Here is a 21,497-nt window from a genome sequence, read left to right on the forward strand (position 1 = left end):
AAAACATGGCATATATTTTATCATCACTTATAGCTATTGCAGCAGCAATTATTATTTTTCTTACAAAATATGATGCAGACGATAGTACATTTTTAACAAAATTAGAGTTAGCAGAAAAAAGTTTTAAAATAATAAATGATAATTATACTCCTTTGTATAATGACTTTACAACAATGAATTTTGCAACACTTTATGCAAATGACAATTTACCAGCAAATATAAGTGCAGTTGGAAATAATGCAAATATTGTTTCAAGTAATGGTGCTTCTTATGGAAGTGTTGAAAAAGATATAAAAGCAAATATCTTAAAAGCTTTTCAAGAAGAAAATAAAACTGAAATAGATAAATACACTACAACAATACTTATTTTACCAAATCAAAGAGATATAAGATATCAGCTTCTTCCTATTGTTTCAGGAGATAAAAGCAGACAAGGTTTAGATATAACAGCTTCTTCAGGAACTGGTTATAAAATTATTGTAGATTTTAGTTTAGATAAAACACTTTTAAATAAATCTGCTTTTACTGAAAATAGATATAAAGAGATATGCCAAAATGAGCTTTTTGGGGATTTCTTTGCAGATTACTCTTCTATAAACCAAAATTTTAACTTAGTTTTAGGTGGATCGAAAAGTGATGGAAAAATCGCTTGTATAGTATATAAATAATTTGATTTTTTCTTTTAAAATAATTTTTTTATTATTTAATTTAATTAAAATATAAGAATAAATTCTTTATAATTCCACCAAATAGTTTAAAAACTATAATTTAAAATTATGAGGGGTTTATTATGCCACAATTGATAGCTATGATTATTATTGTTGTTGGAGCTATGATTTATATGTTCCAAACATTTGGTGGAACTGGAGATAAAATTACAGGTGTTGCTCAAAAAACAAGTGTTATTACTGAGATTAACAATATAAAAAGTGGATTACAATTTGCAGCAAGAGATGGAGTTATTCTATCTGCTATTGATGCAACTGCAACTCAAGGTGTAGATTATGCTTTAAATCTTCAAGATTTAGCAAAAATGGCTTATTTTGCAGACCAAATAAATGGACAACTTGCTGACCCAAATAATAAACAACCTAATGTTTATAATGCTATATCTTTTGGTGGTGGAGTTATTACAGAAGCTAATTTAATAGATTCAAAAGGTGCTATGGAACTTTCACTTGTAAAAGTTAAAGATAAAACACCTGGTATATTTGTTGATTTAAGTAAAGGTTCTTTAAAAGATAATGCTGGTTTTTTAGAGAATCAACTAGCAAATGATTTAAAAGCGATTGCATTTATTGATAGAGGAGCTACTAGTGATACTGCTGGAGCTGTTGCATTAACTGCTGATGATAAAAAAGCAATTGGTGAGGCATTTGCTAACAAAATACCTGGTAAAACAGCAACAGATGCAGACAAAAATAAAGATGGAAAATTCATAATATATTTTGGTGATTTTTCTTCAGCTGAATCTGTAAAAGAAAAACTTAATTAAGTTTATTTAAAAATATTTAAAGGGTTTTCCCCTTTAAATATTAAAATTAAAGCAAAGTTTTATATCTAAAATTTTGCTTTGCTTTTACCACAATATAGGGAGTAGCTTTGTTTAGTAATATCTTTATAAAATCAGCCTTTATAATAGCCACGATTTTTACTATATCTAGCTTATACCATGCACTAAACACTTCAAGACAGGTAAGACATATTCAAGAAAACTATGAAATAGTAAGTAAAGCAAAAGAAGAATATATAAAAACATATAATATTGAAGATATAAACGATATCAAAAGAGAAGATATTATAACTTTCTTACCAAATGGAAACTATGAGAAATCTATGCTTTTAAATAGAGATAATGATAAAAACCTATCAAACAATAGCTTTATAGATAAAGATGTAAATATTGATATAAGTAAAGAAGAGAGATTAAAAATATTTGCTCTTAAAGCAAAAATATCAAAAGAGGAGTTTGTTTCAGATGGAGAAAATTATAAAATAACTCTTGGTAAAGAAGCAACCAGCAATTATGATATACAAAAAGATTATAAAAAAGCTCTACAAAATGCAAGAACTTTTTTATACTCTTTAATTATGAAAGATATTATGGATAGTTCAAAAGATATAAACAATAATGAAATAAAAGCAACTATAAAAGATTTTAAAGATAATAAAGTAATAGATTTTATACCAAATTATGAAAAAACTAAAGATAGTGAGAAACAAACACTAAAAGATAATTTTATTTTATTATTAAAAGATAGTTTAAACTCTTATTCAAGTGGTTATGAAGCAAGAGTTTATAAAGTATTAGAGGAGAATTTATGATAAAAAATATTACTATTTTTATGTTTTTAACAACTCTTCTATATAGCAATAGTTTTGATGATATTCAAAGAAAAGGTAAAGAAGTTAAGAAAATCGTAGAAGCTGAAGAACGATTTATAAATGCTTTTGAAAATAATATCTTACAAAACTTTAAAATTGTAGATGCAAATTATATAAATAGTAGTGGATTAATTCCAGCAGATATAAATATATCTGGTTTAAATAATAAAGAGTTATATTTTAATTCTAATTTAAATAAAGATTTTAAAGATGATAGTTTTTTAAATGAACTATATAAAAGCAATACTTTTAGACAAAGAAGCTATTTTAATGATGATAAGATATATTTTAATATAGAAAATTCTCTAGCAAAACTACTTTATACTCTTATGATTTATAAAAAAACCGATGAAATAAAAGTTTGTCCAAGTAGTTTTTCATCAAAAATTGATATTTGTACTTTCGAGAATAGTATTTATGTTGATATTAAAAAATATGGGAATTTATTTGAAGATTCTAGTTCAGAAAAAAAACCAAGTGAATTTTTACTAGCATTTAACCTAAATTCATATGAAAAAGGTCCAATTATTGTAGATAAAATTGATGAAGATGAGCCAATTTTAAACTTTTTTTCAAATGGAACTCATTTTTTTGATAAAGATGGAATAAAATTTGTAAAAGTTGGCGATGAAGGTGCTAAAGATAAAAAATTTGTTAATCTAACAAATGAGGAGTAGTTTTGAGATATTTAGTTTTTATTATATTTATACTAAATTTAAATCTATTTGCAATAGATAATAAAACTATTTTAGCTCTTTCAAATATTATAGAAAGAGAAGAAGAGATTGCAAAAAACTATGAAAAATATATTTTAAATGAATACAAGCTTCCTACTATGGAAGATTTAATCAAAGAAGATATAGAAAATAGTGATTCTTACTATTTAGGCAGTAATTTTTCAAGAAAAAATATCTTTGGCAAAAGCTTGTCTTTTTATGATACAAATGCTAGATTAAATAGCTCTTTTGATGAAAATAAATTTTCAAATGAGTATTTAAAACTATATTATAAAAGAGATTTATATAGAGATAGAACTTCTGTTTATGAAGAAAATGGAAAACTAAAATATGTTCAAATAGTTTTAAAAACTAAAGAAGCTCAAAATATATTTAAAATATTAAGTTCTGGAAATGAGATAGTAAAAGTAGAAAAGTATGCTGATTGTAAGACAAATAAATATTGTATAAATCCAAGTGATAATATAAAAACAATTAGAAAATATACAGCAAGTGATGCTTACTTGATATACAATATAAAAGATTTGGAAAAAGGAAATATATATATTAGTAAAAAAATAAACAATCCACCTTTAAAACAGAATGACCCAATTTATATTGAAATGGAGTTTAATAAATTAAATATTGGCACTATTATTTTTTCTGATAGTAAGAAATATATAAAACTTGATAATGGTATTTATGGAGTTGAATGATGTTTAAATATATTTTTATTTCACTAAGTTTTATCTCTATTTTATTTTCTAATAGTTCAAAAGAGTCAATTATAAATGATGTTAAAATTTTAATCACAAAAGAAGAGAGATTGGCTTTAACTATAAATAGATATATTTTAGAAAATCTAAAACCACCAATTACAAGTGATTCTAAAATAAATTATGAAGATGAAGAGTTTAAAAAGCTTTTGGGAAATAGTTTTGAAATTTTCAAAAATCCTATAACAAATAAAAATCTACAAATTGAGTATTTAAAAAATGGAAGATTTGTGATAAATTCAATGATAAATGAAGATTCTAAATACAATGATAAAAATAAGTTTGCTTATAATTTCTATATAGATCCAAATTATAGAGTAAATACTCAAGCACCTTTAACTAATAACGAAGATGATATGAGCAAAGGAACTTTTATAAAATATAATAATCTCCAAAAAAGAATTATGGATTTATATTTAAAAGGTGAAAGAATTCAAAAAAGTTCTGAATGTAAAAGCAATGGTTATTTTTGGCAATTAGTAAACAATGATTTAATATATAAATATTGCAACAACTTAAATAAAACTATTACTGTTTATCAAAAATATCCTTTATATCTTGAAGATGCAAAACAAAGAGATTATCTAAAAGCTGAAATTGGAGATAAGATATATACAAAAGATGGTTTATGGGGAGAGTTCTTTTTTGGTGTTGATAATGATGGTTGGAGTAATGTAAGTAGAAGAAATGATAAAAAAAATAGTGATATGTGTCTTGAAGAGAGAATTTTAAACTATATTCCTGAATCAAAAGATTTACTTATAAGAAAAGATGGTGGATGTATGTTGGCAAATGGTGATATATTTTGCTGGGGAGATAATAGTTTTAAAAAAGCTGGAATTGAAAATCATGGACAATTGGATAAAAATATAAATCCTGATTATGTAAATATTCCAATAATGCTTAAATCAGATTTAGAAAACTTAGGCGATATAAAAGTAAAAGATAAAAAGTGGTACAACTCTCCATATAGAGTAAAGTTCGAAAAAATGGCTATGAATAGCAAGATGGTTTGTGGAATTTCTCCTATATTTGAAACAAATTTTACTTTAAATGAAGATGAACTTGAAGATGAAATTTGTGGAAATATATCAAAACCAAAACAAGATACAAATGATAAAGATAAAAAGATAGTAAAATCTGCTGGGAACTTATATTGCAATGGAGATATAAATAGAAGTGAATTTTTAATAGAAAATGAAACAACAGCAGAATCTATACTTAGAAAGAATATTGAATTTGATTTAAATAAAAATGATTTAAATCAAAATAAAGATGCAATATTTCTAAAAGATATTGCAATGATTGAAGATGCAATTTTACTTTTAAGTGATAAAGGTGATTTATTTACTATTGGTACAAATACAAATGGAGTTTTAGGAATTAATAGTGATGATTTCAACTTTTATAGTAAAAAGGCAAAAATAAATATTGATAATCTAGCAAAAGTTAAATTTGTATCAATAGCTGCAACAAGAGATAAAAATATTTTTGCTGCTATTGATGAAAGTGACAATTTTTATATTTGGGGAGAAACTTTTAAAGGTAACTTTACAAAACCAACAATTATTTCAAGCTCAATAAAACTATCTGAAAACTATCTTTTACCACAATCAGAAACTTTTGTAGTAAGAGATAATAAAGGAAGATTTTACTACTTAAATGAAGAGAATAACTTGATTTTAATTCCAACAAAAACTGATGAAAAAATGACTTCAGCAACAGTTTATAAAGCAGGAAACAGTTGGAAAATAGCTTATGTGAACAATGAAGGTGTTTTAGTATCTAAAGAGAGCAATTCAGTTGCACTTTCTTGTAAAAATAAAGATGCTAGTTCTTGTACAGGAGTTGATAAAACTATTTTTGAAGACTCTTTAAATAGCTTAAATGAGCCTTCTATTGCAGTTGGTAATAAATATTATGCTTGGTTTAAAAATCTTAGTTATTTTAGTCCAAATGTATTCAAAAATAAAAAAGAGAATTTTGAAAATAGAGTTTTAAACTCTTGGAAAGGTGATTTTCATAATGGAAGATTAAATTCTCAAAATATTGTTTCTCCATTTTTAGGGATTTTTGGAAAAAATCATAATAATCCAAATCTAAATATCTCTATTTTAGATGGTTCTCAAAGCATAAGCAAGAACTACTCTTTTGTAGATGCAAAAAACAGTAGAACAAACATAAAAATCAAAATATATGAACTTGGAATTTGGAATAATAGTGATTTTAATATATATATAAATGATAATAAAGTTTTATCACAAGATTTTAATAATAGTTCAAATTCTGAACAAATCTCTTATGATAGTAGTCATACTATGAATTTAAAAGAGCATATTATTGATATAAAAACTCAATTTGATGAGAATGGAAATCTAAAATTAGGCTTTGGAGCTGTATTAAATAGTGATGCCAAAAATCAAGGTTTTGGTATAGCTTCGATTGAGTTTAATTATGAAAAAGATTCATCTGAACCATTTTTATGTACAATTACAGGTGTAAAAGGATTGGATCAAATGTATTGTTGGGGAAATACAGGAAGAAGTTTACCAATAATAAATACAGGACTTTATGATATAAATAAAATTTCATCTGTTAATAGATTGTTTGTAACTCCAAAAGAAGATTTTGAAAAGCAGATGGCTTTTGATAAATTCAATAAAGATGGAAGCTTGTTTTTACAATATCCAACATATATAAATAGTTTCGACTATCCATTTAAATTTAAATAAGGAAGAAAATGAAAAAAAATATCCTAATATCAATTGGTCTATCTTTTTTATTATTTCAAGGATGTACTCCAAAGAGTTATCATAATGAAATGTTAGAAAAGCAAAAAGAGGCATTAAATAAAGATGATTTTAATCAAATTAAAGACTCTTATTCTGAATCATTGATTGATACAAAAACTGTAAAACAAAAATATGTATCTATTTTAGAAGATAAATCTCTAAGCGATGTTTTAAAAGAGCTAGAAAATATTGATGGAAAAATATATTTTTTAAAATCTAGCGATATTTTAATTCCTAAAAGTAGATTAAAGATTAAAAACTTTAATGATTTAAACAACTATTTAAATGCTGTTTTAGATAAAACATTGGTTTTAGAAAAGAGTTCATCTTTAAATTTAGTATCAATTTTAAGTACAAGTGAAAGTAAAAAATTATCTATAAATAATAAGAAATTTAATTTAGATGGTCAATTAAGTGTTGAAGAGTTACTTAAATTAATCACAAAAACAACTTCTTATCAAGTAAATATTGGATCATATATTGAAAATAGAAATGATTTTCAAAATAGTATTATTACTATTAAATCTAATATCTTAAAAGATGCTCTAAATCAACTTGCAAGTGCAAAAAATGTTTATGTAGATATTGATTATGAAAAAGAGTCTATAAATATAAGTAGATATAAAGATGTTGTAATTGAGCTTAATATTCCACTTCTTGATATGAGTTCATCTAGTAAAACATCAAATCAAGAAAATACAGGCGAAAGTAAAATTGAGAATAAACAACAAATAGTTTTATATGAAGAGCTTGATAAAATGCTAAAAAACATAATATCAAATGACAAAATATCAACTTATCATATAGATAAAGCAAGTGGTTTAGTATTTTTAAAATCTACAAAAAATATTGAAAGTGCTGTAAGAACTCTTGCAAAAGCTTATGAAGCAAGTTTTGCAAAAGAAGCAATAATTGAGTTTGAAAGAATAGAACTAATTTTAAATAAAGATAGAAAATTTGGAATTCTAGGTGCAAATTTTGCAAGTATAGATGGAGGTAGAGGAACAGGTGCAAATATAGGAAATATTGTTCCTGAAATGACAAGTGATATAGCTATTAATAGTATTACTAGAAATCTTCAAGTATTAGCTCAATCAAACAATAATATAGGAAGAGTTTTAAATTATAGTAAAAATATGTTAATTCTTAAAAATAATCTTCCAACAGTTCAAGCAATTACAGAAAATACTGATTATGTAGAGAAGATTGAAGTAACAATAGACACAGATACAAAAGTAAGAACTTCTGATGTTACAGTTAATACAATTAAAGAAGGTACAAGCATAACAGCTCTTGCAAAAATATCAAGAGATAAGATATTTCTAAATATTAATCCAAGTATAAAAAAACTTCTTGCTCTTGATGAAAAAACAATAGATGGAAGTACAATTCAACTTCCAAAATATAATGACCAAGGTTATAATGTATCAAAAGAGATTAGACTTGGAGAGACTTCAATTGTTGGATCTATTATTGTTCATGATGATGCAAAAGAGTATCAAGGAATTATACCAATAGATGGTTTTGCAGTTGGTGGTAGCGATTCTAAATCTTATATAAGAAGAGAAATTGTTTATGTTGTAACTCTAAGAGAAATTAAAGGATTTTAAGAAAAATGACACTATTTAAAGATCCATATGAGATGTTTTTACTAGATTATCTTGTAACAAAACTTGAAACTGGTTCAAATACAAGAAGAGCTTTAGTTTTATATAGCGATCAAATCACAAAAAAGACTAGATTTAAAAAAAGACTTCTTGCAGCAATAAAAGATCTTGAAAGTGGAAAACAAAGGCTTGAAGAAGTACTTTTTAAACACAAATTCTTAAATACTTTTCAATATAGTATTATTGCAAATAGTACAAGTACAGTTGAAGGTTTAAAACTTGTTTTATCTTTTACAAAAGGTAATCCAAATTTAATTGCAAGAATGATAAATCCTATATTTATACCTCTATCAATAATTATTGGTTCTTTTTATAGTTTGATTTTATATATGGAGTATTTGGATAAAGATATAATTTATCTTAAAAAACTAAACCCTGATGTAGAGCAGTTTTTAGGAATTCCAAGTTATTTTACATATCCATTTGCATATAGTGGTCTTGCAATTTCTATATTTATCACTATTTTTATTTTTGTTTTTTATATGTATAGTGAAAAGTATAAACCTTCTTGGATTTATAAAATATTCAAAACTCAAGCTTATAGTGATGGAAGATATATGTTTAGAATATTAAATGGTATGTTAAGTGCTGGAATATCTTTTCATAAAACATCTGCTATTTTAGCAAATGAGTATTTTAAATTAGGTCTAAGACCTTTTTTCAAAAGCCTAAGTATTATGATTGAAAAAAACAAAAAACTATATGTAATGTTTGAAAAATACAATTTTCCACCATTAATAACTGCTGAAATAAAACTAGCTGAACTTAGTAAATCAAATTTCCCAGAGCTTACAAAAGCACTATATTTAACTTGCGATACTATGTTTGAGAAAAACATAGATTATGTTGTTTTACAATGGAAATTTTTATTTTGGCTATTAGCTATGCTTGTAACTGTTGTAATTGGTTCTGATATTATAAATTTAGTTATTAGTACATTTACATTTAAAACACTATATCAATAAAGAGAGGAAAAATGTTAAAAAAATTCTCATTAAGAAAATATAAAATAAAAAAAACAAAGTTTAGCTCTTTAAAAAATATATTTGATTTTAAGAAATTTAAAAAATTAAAAGAGTTTAATCTAGAAGATTTTATTAAAAAAAACAAAGAAAAAGTTGAAAATATTTTAAATAATGATGAAAATAACCAAGCTAATCTTCAATCAATAATTGAAAATATGATTAAAGATAAATACAATTTAAAAGGTGGATTTTCTGATTTAATTGTAAATGAAGAGAAATATGCAAACTTTGTAAAGAATATGGGTTATGAATATTTTGATAGCTATAAAGAGTTGCAAAAACACTATATTGATACAACTGGTTTTTTAGATGATAAGAAACAAGAACTGTGTTCATCTATGTATATGATAACTCTTGAAGATATAAAAAATAAAAATAAAGTTATTGGAATAAGAGATGTTGTAAATTTAGATTTTGAAGTTTTAAGTAAATTTTACTTTACAAAAATCATAGTTTTAGGTGAAGGTGTTTTATCTGCAATTTTTGGAGAAGATAGAGAGATTATATTTAGTCAAAAAGCTGATACAGAAAGTGATGAAGAGATTGATAAATATTTTGAAAAGCTAATGGGTCAAGCTATTTTACTTGGTGCTAGTGATATTCACATTCAAAAAACATCAAGAAGTGCTTTTTTATGGTTTAGAATTGATGGTATAAAAGTAGATATGGGTTCTATGCCAATTCCTATTGCTAAAACTTTAAAAAGAAGACTTGTTACAATGGCTGATCAAGAGGATTCAGATTTTGAATCTATTAATGGTGTTATTAGTTATGAGTATGCAAAGAAACCTATTAAATTTAGAATTGGTTTAATAAACTCAAAACAAAATTTCTCTTTGGTTATGAGGATGATTGGTGGTAAAGGTGTTGTTTCTCATGATTTAGGTGGATTAAACTATCCAAAAGAGACAATAGATATTCTAAACAATCTTACAAAATATGCAAATGGAATGATATTAATAACAGGTCAAGTTGGAAGTGGTAAAACTCACTTAATGTATGCCCTACTTCAAAAACTTGCAAAACAACAACAATATGTTGTAACTATTGAAGATCCTGTTGAATATGTTGATGAATCTTTCTTCCAAATTGATTTATCTGAATTCTCAACAGCTAGTGAAGAGTTTAAATATGGTTATCCTGAAGCTGTTGTTGATATTTTAAGACAAGATTCAAATATTATATTAATTGGGGAAACAAGAGAACCACAAACAGCTTCACAACTTGTAAATGCTTCAAACTTAGGACAACTTGTATTTTCTACAATGCATACAAACTCTGCTCCTGCAACAGTTTCAAGGATGACAAGTTCACTTGGAATAAATGAAGGAGATGTTGTAGATAACTTAAGAGGAATAGTATCTCAAAGATTAGTTAGAAAGCTATGTACTAGTTGTTGTGTTCCAGATGGAAAAGGTGGAAATAAAAAAGTTGGTTGTGAGCATTGTGCAAATAGTGGATTTAAAGGTAGGGTTCCAATTGCAGAAGTTGTAAGATTTAAAATTGGTTCTGGTGGAGATTTTGAAAATCCTGCTGAATATATGACTGTTGAAAAAGCAACTATGTCTCAATATTATGCTGGTTTCATAACATATGAAGATGCACAAGCTATTGTAAGAGGAGAAGAAGTATGGTACGACTAGCAATAACTGATTTTTCTTCACAAGAAGAGAGTGAACATTTTTATTTAGATAATGATCTTGAGAATTCAAAAAGATTATTTACTTATAACTCTTTCAAAAAAAATGAAGTATATGTTTCAAAAAACAGTGTATATGATTTCTACTCTTTAAATTTATTATCAAAAGAGTATTTAGATGGAAATGAATTTTTAATATATATTGCAGATGAAGAGTTTGTATTACTTTTTAATCATAAAACAATATATAGTGTAAAATTAAATTTAAACTTTATAACAGATGATATTATAAAGTCAATTCTTATGACAAATCATATAACAATGCTTAGTAGTGGTGGAAAGATAAATAAAATAAACTATATTATTGATTCAAAATTTAGAGCTGCTATTGAAGTTTTACTTCAAGAAAATATAAAAAATGATATTAAAGAGATAATATGTTTTAAACTAGGAGATTCAAAAGATTTAGTAGAAAATTTAAATGAGCTTGATACAACAAATAGTTTTTACTCAAAGATATCTATTCTTTTTATATTAGCTTTTGCAATTTTTTACGGTATGTTTTTTGGACTCAATGATTTAAAAGAAGATTATCTGACACATCCTAGTTTGGAACCTATAAAACAAGAGTTAGAATTTGAAAATAGATTTATAACTAGACAAGATAAAACTTTGATTAATGTTCAAAAAGAGTATGATGATTTAATTTCATGTATTTCAAATAAAGAAGATATAAAATGATTAGTTTTAGCAGAAAAAAAGTAAAAAATATTACAAAGATTTCGATTATTGTTTTGGCTATATATTCATCTATTTTTTTCCTATACTCTGGTTTTGAATATTATCAAACTATGCAAGAAAAAAATGAATTATTAAAAGAATTAGATATAAAAAAGCTACAAACAGAGCAAATAAAAGATAATATAAAAGATATTGATAATAAAAAATCTCAACTAAAAGCAAGATTTTTAAATAAAGAAGAGTTAGATAAAAAACTAAAATCTGTATTTAAAAACTACTCTTTGGCTGATTATAGATTAAGTCTTGTAGATAGTAAAATGATTTGTGTAGATAGATTTATGCTAATAGTTAATTTGGATGCTAGTTCAAAAGAGGGAATACAAGCTGGAGAAAGAATACTTGGATATTTAGGTAAAGTCCAAAGAAAAAAGGGTTTTGATACTCTTTATTTTGTTGATTATATTCAAAAAGCGAGGTAATAATTTTGAAAAAAGTATCTATTTTTATTTTAATAATATCTTTAAATTTGTTTGCAAATAGTAGTATTGAATCACTAAATGAGAAGAAAATAGAAAAACTTATTCAAAAAGAAGAACAACTAGCTATTGCTTATAGAAAATATCTTGTAGTAGAAGCAAAAAAAGCCACAAGAATTGAAGATTTGAAAGATTATTTAGTGGATGGATTTGATTTTATAAACCCTTTTGGAATAAAAATGAATTTAGATTTTGAAAATGGACAAATAGTAAGTTTCAAACCAAGAAATGAGACTATTTTAAATAGTATGATTCTTCACTATTATTCAAATAAAAATAGAAATAATACTTTAGCTCCATTAGATACAAAAAATAATGTAATTATAGAGTTAAATAATATTGAAAATTTTATTCAAAACAACTCTTCTAAAATAGTTAAATATAATCAAAATAGAGAATCTAGTAAATTTAGAGTTAAATTAAATAAAGAAGATGAAGAGAACAAAAAAACAAATGATAATCTTTTAAATAATGTATCTCTTGAATATTTTGGAAGTGATGGAAAATCAAAATATTCATATAGTCCTCTTTTTGGAATAACTTTTGCTTCTGGAATTAGCTTCCAAGATGATAATTTACAAGTAACAAAAGAGGTAAAAGATTTAAATATTCCTTCTGAATTTATGACTCTTGGAGTATCTGTTTTCGATTGTGTTTATGGAGATGTAAATAAAACTGAGTGTAGAACTGTAAAAGAGTCAATAGCTATTGGTCCAAATAACTTTGTAAGAGTGAATCCAGATGAAGTAAATGTAGGAAAAACTGTAATTCAGTTTTATAGAAGAGCTGGTGGAATGTTAGTAAATGGAGATATATATGCTTGGGGAAACAATGGTAAAGGAATTACAGGAATAGAAGGTAATAAAAGTTTTACAGGAAAAGTAAAAACCAATTCTGAACCTGTAATAAATGCTATTATGCCTTTAAGAGCAAAATTATATACAAATATAAATGATGTAAGTTCAAATGAAAATAATAAATATTATGTACAAAACTATTTTAATTCACCAAAAAGACCAAAATTTATTGATTTTTTTATTTCTGTTTATCATGGTGCTTGTGGAATTAGCACAAAAGGTGAACTTTATTGTAATGGAACAACAGGAGGAAGTAGTAGTTCTTGGTATAGTGACTTAGATGGAGTTAATAGACAAGGAGAGTTACTTTATAGAAGTAATCGTTTTGATGGAAGTACTGAAAGCAAAAGATTAAAAAAAGTTTTTGCAAATAATCAAATATGGCATTTTTTAAGCGAAGATGGAAAAGTTTATAGATGGGGAACACCTTCAAGTGGATTTGCAGGAAATGATTCCTTCTACAAGTCATTTAGTAATTATTCATCTATTGATAATCTTTCAAATATAGATGATATTACATATATTTTGACTATTGGTTTTAGGAGAATTGGTGCAATAGATAAAAATGGCGATATTTTCATTTGGGGTGCTGAAGGTGTAAATGGTAATAGTTGTACTAGAAATTTTAATGGTAAATCTTATAATTTTTGTTCTGCTCAAAAGGTTGTAAGTGGAAATTCAAATATGAGTAATATCCCAAAATTTGTATCATTAAGAGGTGGAGTTGATGCCTTTATAGCTCAAGATGTAAATGGTGATTTTTATAAAATCAAACAAGGCAATAATACAAATGATAAAATAGAATTAGAATCAATAAAAGAGAAAATAAAGTCTTATAATGACACAAATTCTATTAGAAAATATGATCCAAAAAAAGATAATAGAATTATTTCAGCAGATATAGCAAGAACAATAGATGATTTAAATAATCCTTCAAGATTTAGTTCGGGTGTTGTTTGGGTAAATGAACACAATGAACTAAAAGGTGATATATTTTTTAATAATACTCACAAAAATGATAAACACTTTAATGAATCTATAAAAAAAATAAAATGGACACAAGTAAAGGTAATTCAAGAGGAAAATGGTATTTGTGGAATAGATGTAAATCATCAGATGTATTGTTGGGGAATTCAAGCTTATTATAGAAATTCAAGTGGAAGCACTAGCTGGGGAAATACTTATATGATCCCAGTTTTTAATACAAATTTATATGATTTAAATAAAGATTTTTTAGTTCTTGAAGGAGCAAGTGATTATCTTACAGCTATATCATCAGGAGAATGGGTAGATAATGTAAAAGGTGCAGATGGTGGTAAAGAGCACAAAGATGCCTTTTTTATGAAATACCCAACATATATTGGAGGTTTTAACTATGAATACGAATTTAAATAAATCAATAGGAAGAGGAAAAAAATAGAGATGAAAAGATTTAAATTATTAGCTTTTTTACTACTTTTTGTAGTAAATATTTTCGCAAATGAGACTACAAAAGATGAAAATACTCAAAATAAACAAGAAGAGATAGATAAACTTGATATGCTTGATAAGCAATCAAAAGATTTTTATATGGCAGTTACTGGTTTAGAAAAAGAGTATTTAGAAGAGCAATTAAATAAAACAAAAGAGCAAAATGAAAAAGATGGTTTAAATAAACAAAAAAATACAAATGCTCAAGGTATATTCATAACTAAAGAAGAACAAGAAAAAAATCTTTTCAATCATCAAAATGAACTTGCTAGAATTACAACTGATTTTACAAGAACAAAAAAACTAAAAGACCTAAAAATCAAAGGTATGTACAACTTCAATGATACATCTTATGTTGTTTTACTTTTAGATGATGAGTCATTAAGAGCAAAACAGACAACAGAACTTAGTGGAAATATTGAAGGAAGATATATTTTAGGAGATAAAATCCTAGGTCATAAAATAGTAAATATAAACACTAGAACAAAAAGTGTTGAATTATTTAAAGATTTAGATAAAAGCGTCGGTTATACAGTTTATTTAAGTAATTATGGAATAACTTTAAGTAATCTTGAAAAGATAGATAAAAATCATCCTAGATATTTTCAGATTACAGGTGAAAAAGAGATTAAAAAAGTAGTATCAGTAGCAAAAGATAAAGAGTTAGAAAAAGTAAAAAAGAATGAAGAAAAAACTCCAATAAAAGAAATAATAGAGAAGAAATCTCAAAACATAGCTAAAAAAGAGAGTCTAAAATGTTATAAAGTAAATAAAAATAGATTAAATGTAAGATCTAACTCAAATTTAAAATCTAGAGTTCTTAAAATCTTAGAACAAGGTGATATTGTAAAAGTATCATTTGAAAAAAAGCCTTGGGTAAATCTTGATACTATTTATTATAAAGATAGTAAAAGAGAAATAAAGGTTAAAAATCAAAACAATTGGATACAAAATTTGAATAATAATCTTGTTCCAACAAAGTGTAAATAGGAATAAATTTGGAAAATATTAATTTTAAAGAGCTAGTAGATAATAAAATAGTAAATTCTTTAGATAAGATTATGAAATTAAAAAGTGATTTTACCTATTTATTCAATATTGATAATATTTTTTCAAATGAAGCTGGTGGAAAATCTAGATTAAATAGAGATTTATTTAATCAATATAATCAAAAAATTCAAACAGATATTTCTGATTTAAGAAAAATATTTGTTGAATCAAATATGCTTTGTTTTGATGAATTTAAATCTATTTTATCAAATCTAAATCTTTTTGATAGTTTAAAATTAAATGAGTTTTTTATAGATGATAAAATATTAATAAATGATTTATCTTCTCATCTTAGTGATATAAAAATACCAAATAAGAAAATTGATGAGATTATAAGTTCTATACAAGAAACAATTGATTTAAAAAATAAATTAAATAATCTTGAGTTCTATTTAAATATTTTTGATACTTCAAGCTTAAATAAAAATTTAGATAAATATACTCCTGAAGAGCTTATAAATAGCTCTTTAATATTTGAAACTATAAACTCTTATGCACTTTTATATGAACAATTAATAAAATTTGAAGAAGAGATTTTAAGTTATATAGAAGAGAATTCTTCAAATTCTAATCATATTTTTAAAAATATTGAAAAACTTTTAGAAGTATTAAATAAAAGAGCTGATACTTACTATTATCTTGACAATAGATATAAAATATCTCTTGATTATGATTTAAATTTTGATACAAAAAAAGATATTAATCTAGAATCTTCTATTATTGAGAATATAATTTTTAATCTTATAGAACAATCTTGTTTAGATACTATAAAAAAAGATATTAAAAAAGGTAAAATCCAAAAACAGATTCAAATATCTTTCAATTTAAGAAAAGATTTATTAGAAGTAGTTATTTCTAATAATGGTTTTGAAGTAGGAAATATAGATGATATTGTTGTTTTAAATAGTGAAAATAAACTTATAATTGATACAATAAACCTATTAAATATATTTAATCAAGAACTTTTTATTGAATCGAAAGAGAATGAAGGAATGAGCTATAATTTTAGTTTAAATTTAAACTAATTTATAGCTCCAAAAGTTAAGAAAGTTCACTCATTTTCTCTTCAAACTCTTGATTTATATTTTCAATTTTTTGCATAAGTTCCAAAATAGAGTTTTCAACTTTAGTTTTATCAACTCCAAATAAAGATGAAGCTTCTTTTTCAAGCTCTTCAATTTTTGCTTTTAAAGGTTTTAAATCTTGACTCTTTTTAGCTACTAATTCAGCTCTTAATCTTTTACTCTCTTTTTTATTTATTTTTGGTTTATCTTTATTCTCTTTAGTTTTATTATCTGTTTTTGTAGGTTTCTTATCATCAATATCATCACCCCAACCTATTTTCTCTAAAAACTCATCATAAGTTCCATTAAAATAATCTGCTCCATCATTTGTAAATACAATTAATCTATCACAAACAGCTCTTAAAAGTTCTTCACTGTGAGTTACTATAATACTTGAACCTGAAAACTCTTTTATAGCATTTGTAAGTGCTTCTATTGATTCAATATCAAGGTGATTTGTAGGTTCATCAAGGAAAAGAAGGTTTACATCTTTTGCCATAATTTTTCCAAGCATTACTCTTGATTTTTCTCCACCTGAAAGTAGTGAGATTTTTTTCTTTGCATTATCTCCACTAAACATCATAATTCCACATATATTTCTTATAACAGATTCTGGAATTTTGTTATTTACACTTTGTATCTCTTCAATAATTGTATTGTTTTGATTTAAATGATTTATATTTGTTTGCCCAAAATGCCCAAAAACTGTACTTGGATGAAAATTCACATCTCCACTAAGAGTTTTTAACTCTTCAGCAATCACATTTAAAAGTGTTGATTTTCCTTTACCATTTTTTCCTATAATTCCAAGAGTTTCTCCACGACTAAGAGCAAAAGTAATATCTTTAAACAGTAAATTATCTTTTTCATATCCAAAACTTACATCTTTTACTTCAAGCAGATATTTTGCACTTGTATCTTTATAGTTGAAATCAAATTTTAAATCTTTTTCAAAAACCAAATCATCCATAATTTCCATTTTTTCTAATATTTTTACTTTTGATTGTGCTAAATTTGCAGTTGCAGCCCTTGCTTTATTTTTTGCAATAAACTCTTCAAGATCTTTTATCTTTTTCTCTTGAGCAATCTTTTGTTTTTCATAATGCTCTTCATTTGAAGCTAATTGTTCAAAAAACTTTTCTGTACTTCCAGCAATTATAAATGCATTTTTTCTTACAATTCCCATTGTATGAGTACAAACACTATTCATAAAATCTCTATCGTGAGTAATAAGTATAACTTCTCCATCAAAAGATTTTAAAAACTCTCTAAGCCATCTAATTGAAAGAATATCAAGATAGTTTGTAGGTTCATCAAGAAGTAGCATATTTGGTTCTGTTAAAAGAAGTTTTGCAAGATTTATTCTTATTTGGTAACCACCTGAAAAACTCTTTGGCTCTTTTTGTAAATCTTCTTCACTAAATCCAAGTCCAAATAGTATCTTTTCTGCTTTATAAATATTATATTTATCATCTTCACTCAAAGCTAAAGCTGTTTCATCTAAAAGTGTTTTCTCTGTAAAATCAAAATATTGTTTTAGTGCACCTATTTTATAATTTTTTGGTGTTGATATCTCTCCACTATCAGCTTGTTCTTCACCTAAAATAAGTTTAAAAAGTGTTGATTTTCCAGTACCATTTCTTCCTACAAGCCCTACTTTATCACCTTTATTTAATCTTAGATTTAAATCTTGATATAGGGTTTGTGTTGGGTAGGTTTTCTGAATATTTATTAGTTCTATCATTGTTTCTCTTTAGTTTTTTAGAATTTTAGGGCAAAAGTATATTATATTAAGAGTTATATTTTCATAAATTATTCAAAATCAAGTATCAAAGTAGCAAAAAGCTACTTTAACAACTCTTTTTCACAAATACTCTCATCTTTATTTGGAATTATATGTCTTAAAACTTTTGAATATTTCCCTACATACTCAATTTGTGGAAATTTATTTGCAATTTTTAACATAATTTCATTTTCTCTTAAAAGATCTAGTTCCATTGGAGTTCCATCTATCCAAGCACAATTTGTAAGTAATTCATCTATATTTTCAAGATTTAAATTTTTAATTTTTTTACTATATTTTGCATATAGTTTTAAATATGCACTCTCAACACTCTTTGGTTTTTCATCTTCAAAGATAAATACAACTCTAAAATCATCTGCTTCAAGACCACTATTTATTGGTAAAGATGATAAAGTTGAAACTACTTGAAGATTTTTATGCTTCTCTTTTTCATCATAAAATGGCTTATATGCTTCTATACAAAACCCTAGAAAACCATCTGTTATAGTATAAATTCCTTCACTTTGAAAACAATCAACATTTTGTCCATTTTGCTTTAATGCTGCTAAAAAAACAGATGCACTTTTCTCATTTTCATCCCAGTTTATATAAGGAAAAGTAGCATCTAAAGTAAGATTAGGATTTAAAACTCCTCTAGTTATTCTTGCAATTCCAAAAGCCAAAGGTTTTCTATACCATTTTTCATTTTTTATGCTCTCTACAAGATTATCAAAGTCCTCTTTTGTCTTAATCATTTTATCTCCTTTTAATTTCAAGATTGTACATAATTTTTAATAAATAGTGTCCATATCAATAGTAGCATTTGGGCTATTTATGGTATGAAGTGCATTTAAGAGTGCTTTTGTATTTTTTGATCTTAAAACTATCTCATATCTATACTTATTTGCAATTCTAAAAACTCCACATTCTCCAAACCCTACAATTTCAAGCTCTTTGATTGTTTTAAATATTTCAATATATCCTCTTAACTCTTCTTGAACTTTAATACCATTTTTATGAGCAAAAATAACTCTTGCAAGTTTCACAAAAGGTGGATAAAGCTCTTTTCTAAATTCAAGTTCATCTTTTAAAAACTCTAAATAGTTGCTTTTTTCTAAATAATACTTAAAAAACTCTTCATTTTTTGTCTCAATTACAACTTCACCAAAACCATTTCTTCCACTTCTTCCAGAGATTTGAATAAGAAGACTTAAGGCATTTTCTCTTGCTTTATATGAATTCATATTTAATAAACTATCAATTCCTAAAACAACTGCTAGTTTAACATTATGATAATCATGACCTTTTGAAAGCATTTGTGTTCCAACTAAGATATCAATTTTATTTTTATTAAACTCTTCAAGTGTTTTTTTCAAAGCACTTTCTGTTTTTATACTATCTTTATCAAATCTTTTTATAATATTATTTGGAAAACACTCTTTTAAAAGTTCTTCAATCTCAGCAGTTCCAACTCTATGATTTTTTATAATTCCACTATTACAAGATGGACAAGTTTCAGGTATTTTCTGAGCAAATCCACAATAATGGCACTTTAAAGCCAAATCATTTCTATGTAAACTCATAGAAACACTACAAAATGGGCACTCAACACTTTTTCCACAATCTGAACAAATCTGGTGCTTAAAGTTTGCTCTTGTAGGCAAAAAAACTATAACTTGATTTTTATTTTCAAGATTTTTTGATATTTTTTCAAGTGAACTAGAAGAGATTTTTAAACTAGAATTTTCATATATATAATCTTTTTTTGTTTCATAAAAAGTTTTGTCCAAAATAAAATATGGAATTTTATCAAAGCTATTTATAGATGGTGTTGCACTTCCTAAAATCAGTCTAATATCAAACTTTTTTGCTATAAATATAGCTAAATCTTTTGCACTATATCTAGGAGTACTATCACTTTTATAAGAGTCATCATGCTCTTCATCTACAACAATTAATCCCAAATTATTAAAAGGTAAAAAAAGAGCAGATCTTGCACCTGCAATTAACTTTATCTCTCCTTTTTGTAACTTTTCTAAAATATCTGCTCTTTTTTTTGGTGTAACTTTTGAGTGCCATATTGCAACACTATTTCCAAAAACTTCTTCAAGTCTTTTTTGCATTTGTGGAGTTAAAGAGATTTCAGGCATCAATAATACAGCCTCTTTATTCTGTTTTAAAATCTCTTTTATAGTTTTAATATATATTTCTGTTTTTCCAGCACCTGTTCTTGCAAATAAAAGTGCCTGTTTTTTACTATCTAAAAAAGTTTTTGCCTTCTCTTGATAGTCTGATAGTTTTATCTCTTTTTTGAACTCTATTTTAGAATTTTTATGCTCAAATTCTTTATTAAAAGATTGAAACAAAGATATACTTTGCCCAAATGAACAAACATAATATTTACTTATAAATAGAGCTATTTCCATCATAAATGAATCAAAGTTTCTATTTGTATTTACTAATATATCACTACATTTAAAATCTGGTTTATCTACCTCTTTTACAACAACTGCTTCAACACTATTTTTTATTTTTGCTAAAGCTACTTCAACAATATTTCCAATTTCAAGTTCTAGTTCACTTTGATATGTTAAGTTTTTTAAAGGGGATTTTAAAATAGCAAGTTCATAATATTTCAATCTAAATTCTCACATATCTCTTTTTGACTAATACATTCAAAAAAACCATCATTTAATGAAAACTTATACTCTTGTGTTTTTGTAAAGAAAATATAATCTTTGTTTCCAATCTTTGCCCAAGAACCACTTTGTTTTTCTACTGTTGTTGTAGATTTTATATCTTTTTTTAAAATATTTGAAAAGAGTTTTTCATTTTTTATATTTACTCTTGCACTATCAAGTTGGTTTAAATCTATACTATTTTGTAATAAATTATTTTTTGCTCTATTTTGTGATAAAGCAGAATTTATAAGTGCAAAATCAACTTTTAATTGACTTTTTTCTCCAAAATTTATAAATTGAATCATCTTTGGAGAG

18 protein-coding genes are annotated in these 21,497 nt (G+C 25.1%); 14 read left to right on the top strand and 4 right to left on the bottom strand.

The features are described 5' to 3' along the window. Positions 1-5 precede the first annotated feature (5 nt). The 14 genes from ATH_RS05620 (at position 6) to ATH_RS05685 (ending at position 16,679) form a co-directional block, all read left to right on the top strand. Positions 6-668, top strand: coding sequence for a hypothetical protein (locus ATH_RS05620; protein WP_066184453.1), 663 nt, complete (start codon positions 6-8; stop codon positions 666-668). 122 nt (positions 669-790) lie between these two features. After that, positions 791-1,495: a hypothetical protein gene (locus tag ATH_RS05625; RefSeq protein WP_066390342.1), complete on the top strand. Its 705-nt coding sequence runs from the start codon at positions 791-793 to the stop codon at positions 1,493-1,495. 107 nt (positions 1,496-1,602) lie between these two features. Continuing rightward, positions 1,603-2,325 (top strand): hypothetical protein, encoded by a 723-nt coding sequence (locus ATH_RS05630; RefSeq protein ID WP_066390341.1) that lies wholly within the window; start codon positions 1,603-1,605, stop codon positions 2,323-2,325. Next, positions 2,322-3,062, top strand: a complete 741-nt coding sequence (locus ATH_RS05635; RefSeq protein ID WP_066390339.1) for a hypothetical protein — start codon at positions 2,322-2,324, stop codon at positions 3,060-3,062. Before ATH_RS05630 ends, ATH_RS05635 begins: the two co-directional genes overlap by 4 nt. A gap of 2 nt (positions 3,063-3,064) precedes the next feature. Further along, on the top strand, positions 3,065-3,817 hold the full coding sequence (locus ATH_RS05640) for a hypothetical protein (RefSeq protein WP_066390338.1): 753 nt from the start codon (positions 3,065-3,067) through the stop codon (positions 3,815-3,817). Next, positions 3,817-6,609 (top strand): hypothetical protein, encoded by a 2,793-nt coding sequence (locus ATH_RS05645; RefSeq protein WP_130234642.1) that lies wholly within the window; start codon positions 3,817-3,819, stop codon positions 6,607-6,609. The genes ATH_RS05640 and ATH_RS05645 overlap by 1 nt, the downstream gene beginning before the upstream one ends. Before the next feature lie 8 nt (positions 6,610-6,617). Then, the gene (locus tag ATH_RS05650) at positions 6,618-8,279 is read left to right on the top strand and encodes a hypothetical protein (RefSeq protein WP_066390336.1); all 1,662 of its coding nucleotides are present in this window, start codon (positions 6,618-6,620) and stop codon (positions 8,277-8,279) included. A gap of 5 nt (positions 8,280-8,284) precedes the next feature. Next, positions 8,285-9,301: a hypothetical protein gene (locus ATH_RS05655; protein WP_066184470.1), complete on the top strand. Its 1,017-nt coding sequence runs from the start codon at positions 8,285-8,287 to the stop codon at positions 9,299-9,301. 11 nt (positions 9,302-9,312) lie between these two features. Continuing rightward, complete coding sequence (locus ATH_RS05660) at positions 9,313-11,004, top strand: GspE/PulE family protein (protein ID WP_066390335.1); 1,692 nt, start codon at positions 9,313-9,315, stop codon at positions 11,002-11,004. Further along, entirely contained in the window at positions 10,992-11,741 is a 750-nt protein-coding gene (locus tag ATH_RS05665) for a hypothetical protein (protein WP_066184476.1), read from the top strand. Before ATH_RS05660 ends, ATH_RS05665 begins: the two co-directional genes overlap by 13 nt. Then, complete coding sequence (locus ATH_RS05670) at positions 11,738-12,220, top strand: hypothetical protein (RefSeq protein WP_066184479.1); 483 nt, start codon at positions 11,738-11,740, stop codon at positions 12,218-12,220. Before ATH_RS05665 ends, ATH_RS05670 begins: the two co-directional genes overlap by 4 nt. 5 nt (positions 12,221-12,225) lie before the next feature. Continuing rightward, entirely contained in the window at positions 12,226-14,529 is a 2,304-nt protein-coding gene (locus tag ATH_RS05675) for an RCC1 domain-containing protein (RefSeq protein WP_066390334.1), read from the top strand. A 27-nt stretch (positions 14,530-14,556) separates the two neighbouring features. Next, complete coding sequence (locus tag ATH_RS05680; RefSeq protein WP_066186896.1) at positions 14,557-15,594, top strand: hypothetical protein; 1,038 nt, start codon at positions 14,557-14,559, stop codon at positions 15,592-15,594. A gap of 8 nt (positions 15,595-15,602) precedes the next feature. After that, a complete protein-coding gene (locus ATH_RS05685; RefSeq protein ID WP_066186894.1) occupies positions 15,603-16,679 on the top strand; it encodes a hypothetical protein in 1,077 nt (358 codons plus the stop codon). Positions 16,680-16,695: 16 nt separating this feature from the next. Here the strand turns inward: ATH_RS05685 and ATH_RS05690 are convergent, their stop codons facing one another. The 4 genes from ATH_RS05690 to ATH_RS05705 form a co-directional block, all read right to left on the bottom strand. Beyond that, entirely contained in the window at positions 16,696-18,462 is a 1,767-nt protein-coding gene (locus ATH_RS05690) for an ABC-F family ATP-binding cassette domain-containing protein (protein WP_066390332.1), read from the bottom strand. Between the two features lie 101 nt (positions 18,463-18,563). After that, a complete protein-coding gene (locus ATH_RS05695) occupies positions 18,564-19,256 on the bottom strand; it encodes a tetrahydrodipicolinate N-succinyltransferase N-terminal domain-containing protein (RefSeq protein ID WP_066184492.1) in 693 nt (230 codons plus the stop codon). A 36-nt stretch (positions 19,257-19,292) separates the two neighbouring features. Next, on the bottom strand, positions 19,293-21,140 hold the full coding sequence (locus tag ATH_RS05700) for a primosomal protein N' (RefSeq protein WP_066184495.1): 1,848 nt from the start codon (positions 21,138-21,140) through the stop codon (positions 19,293-19,295). Further along, a complete protein-coding gene (locus tag ATH_RS05705) occupies positions 21,137-21,487 on the bottom strand; it encodes a hypothetical protein (protein WP_066184498.1) in 351 nt (116 codons plus the stop codon). The genes ATH_RS05700 and ATH_RS05705 overlap by 4 nt, the downstream gene beginning before the upstream one ends. Between the last annotated feature and the right edge of the window lie 10 nt (positions 21,488-21,497).

The sequence above is a fragment of the Aliarcobacter thereius LMG 24486 genome (genome assembly GCF_004214815.1).
GTDB classification, from domain to species: Bacteria; Campylobacterota; Campylobacteria; order Campylobacterales; family Arcobacteraceae; genus Aliarcobacter; species Aliarcobacter thereius.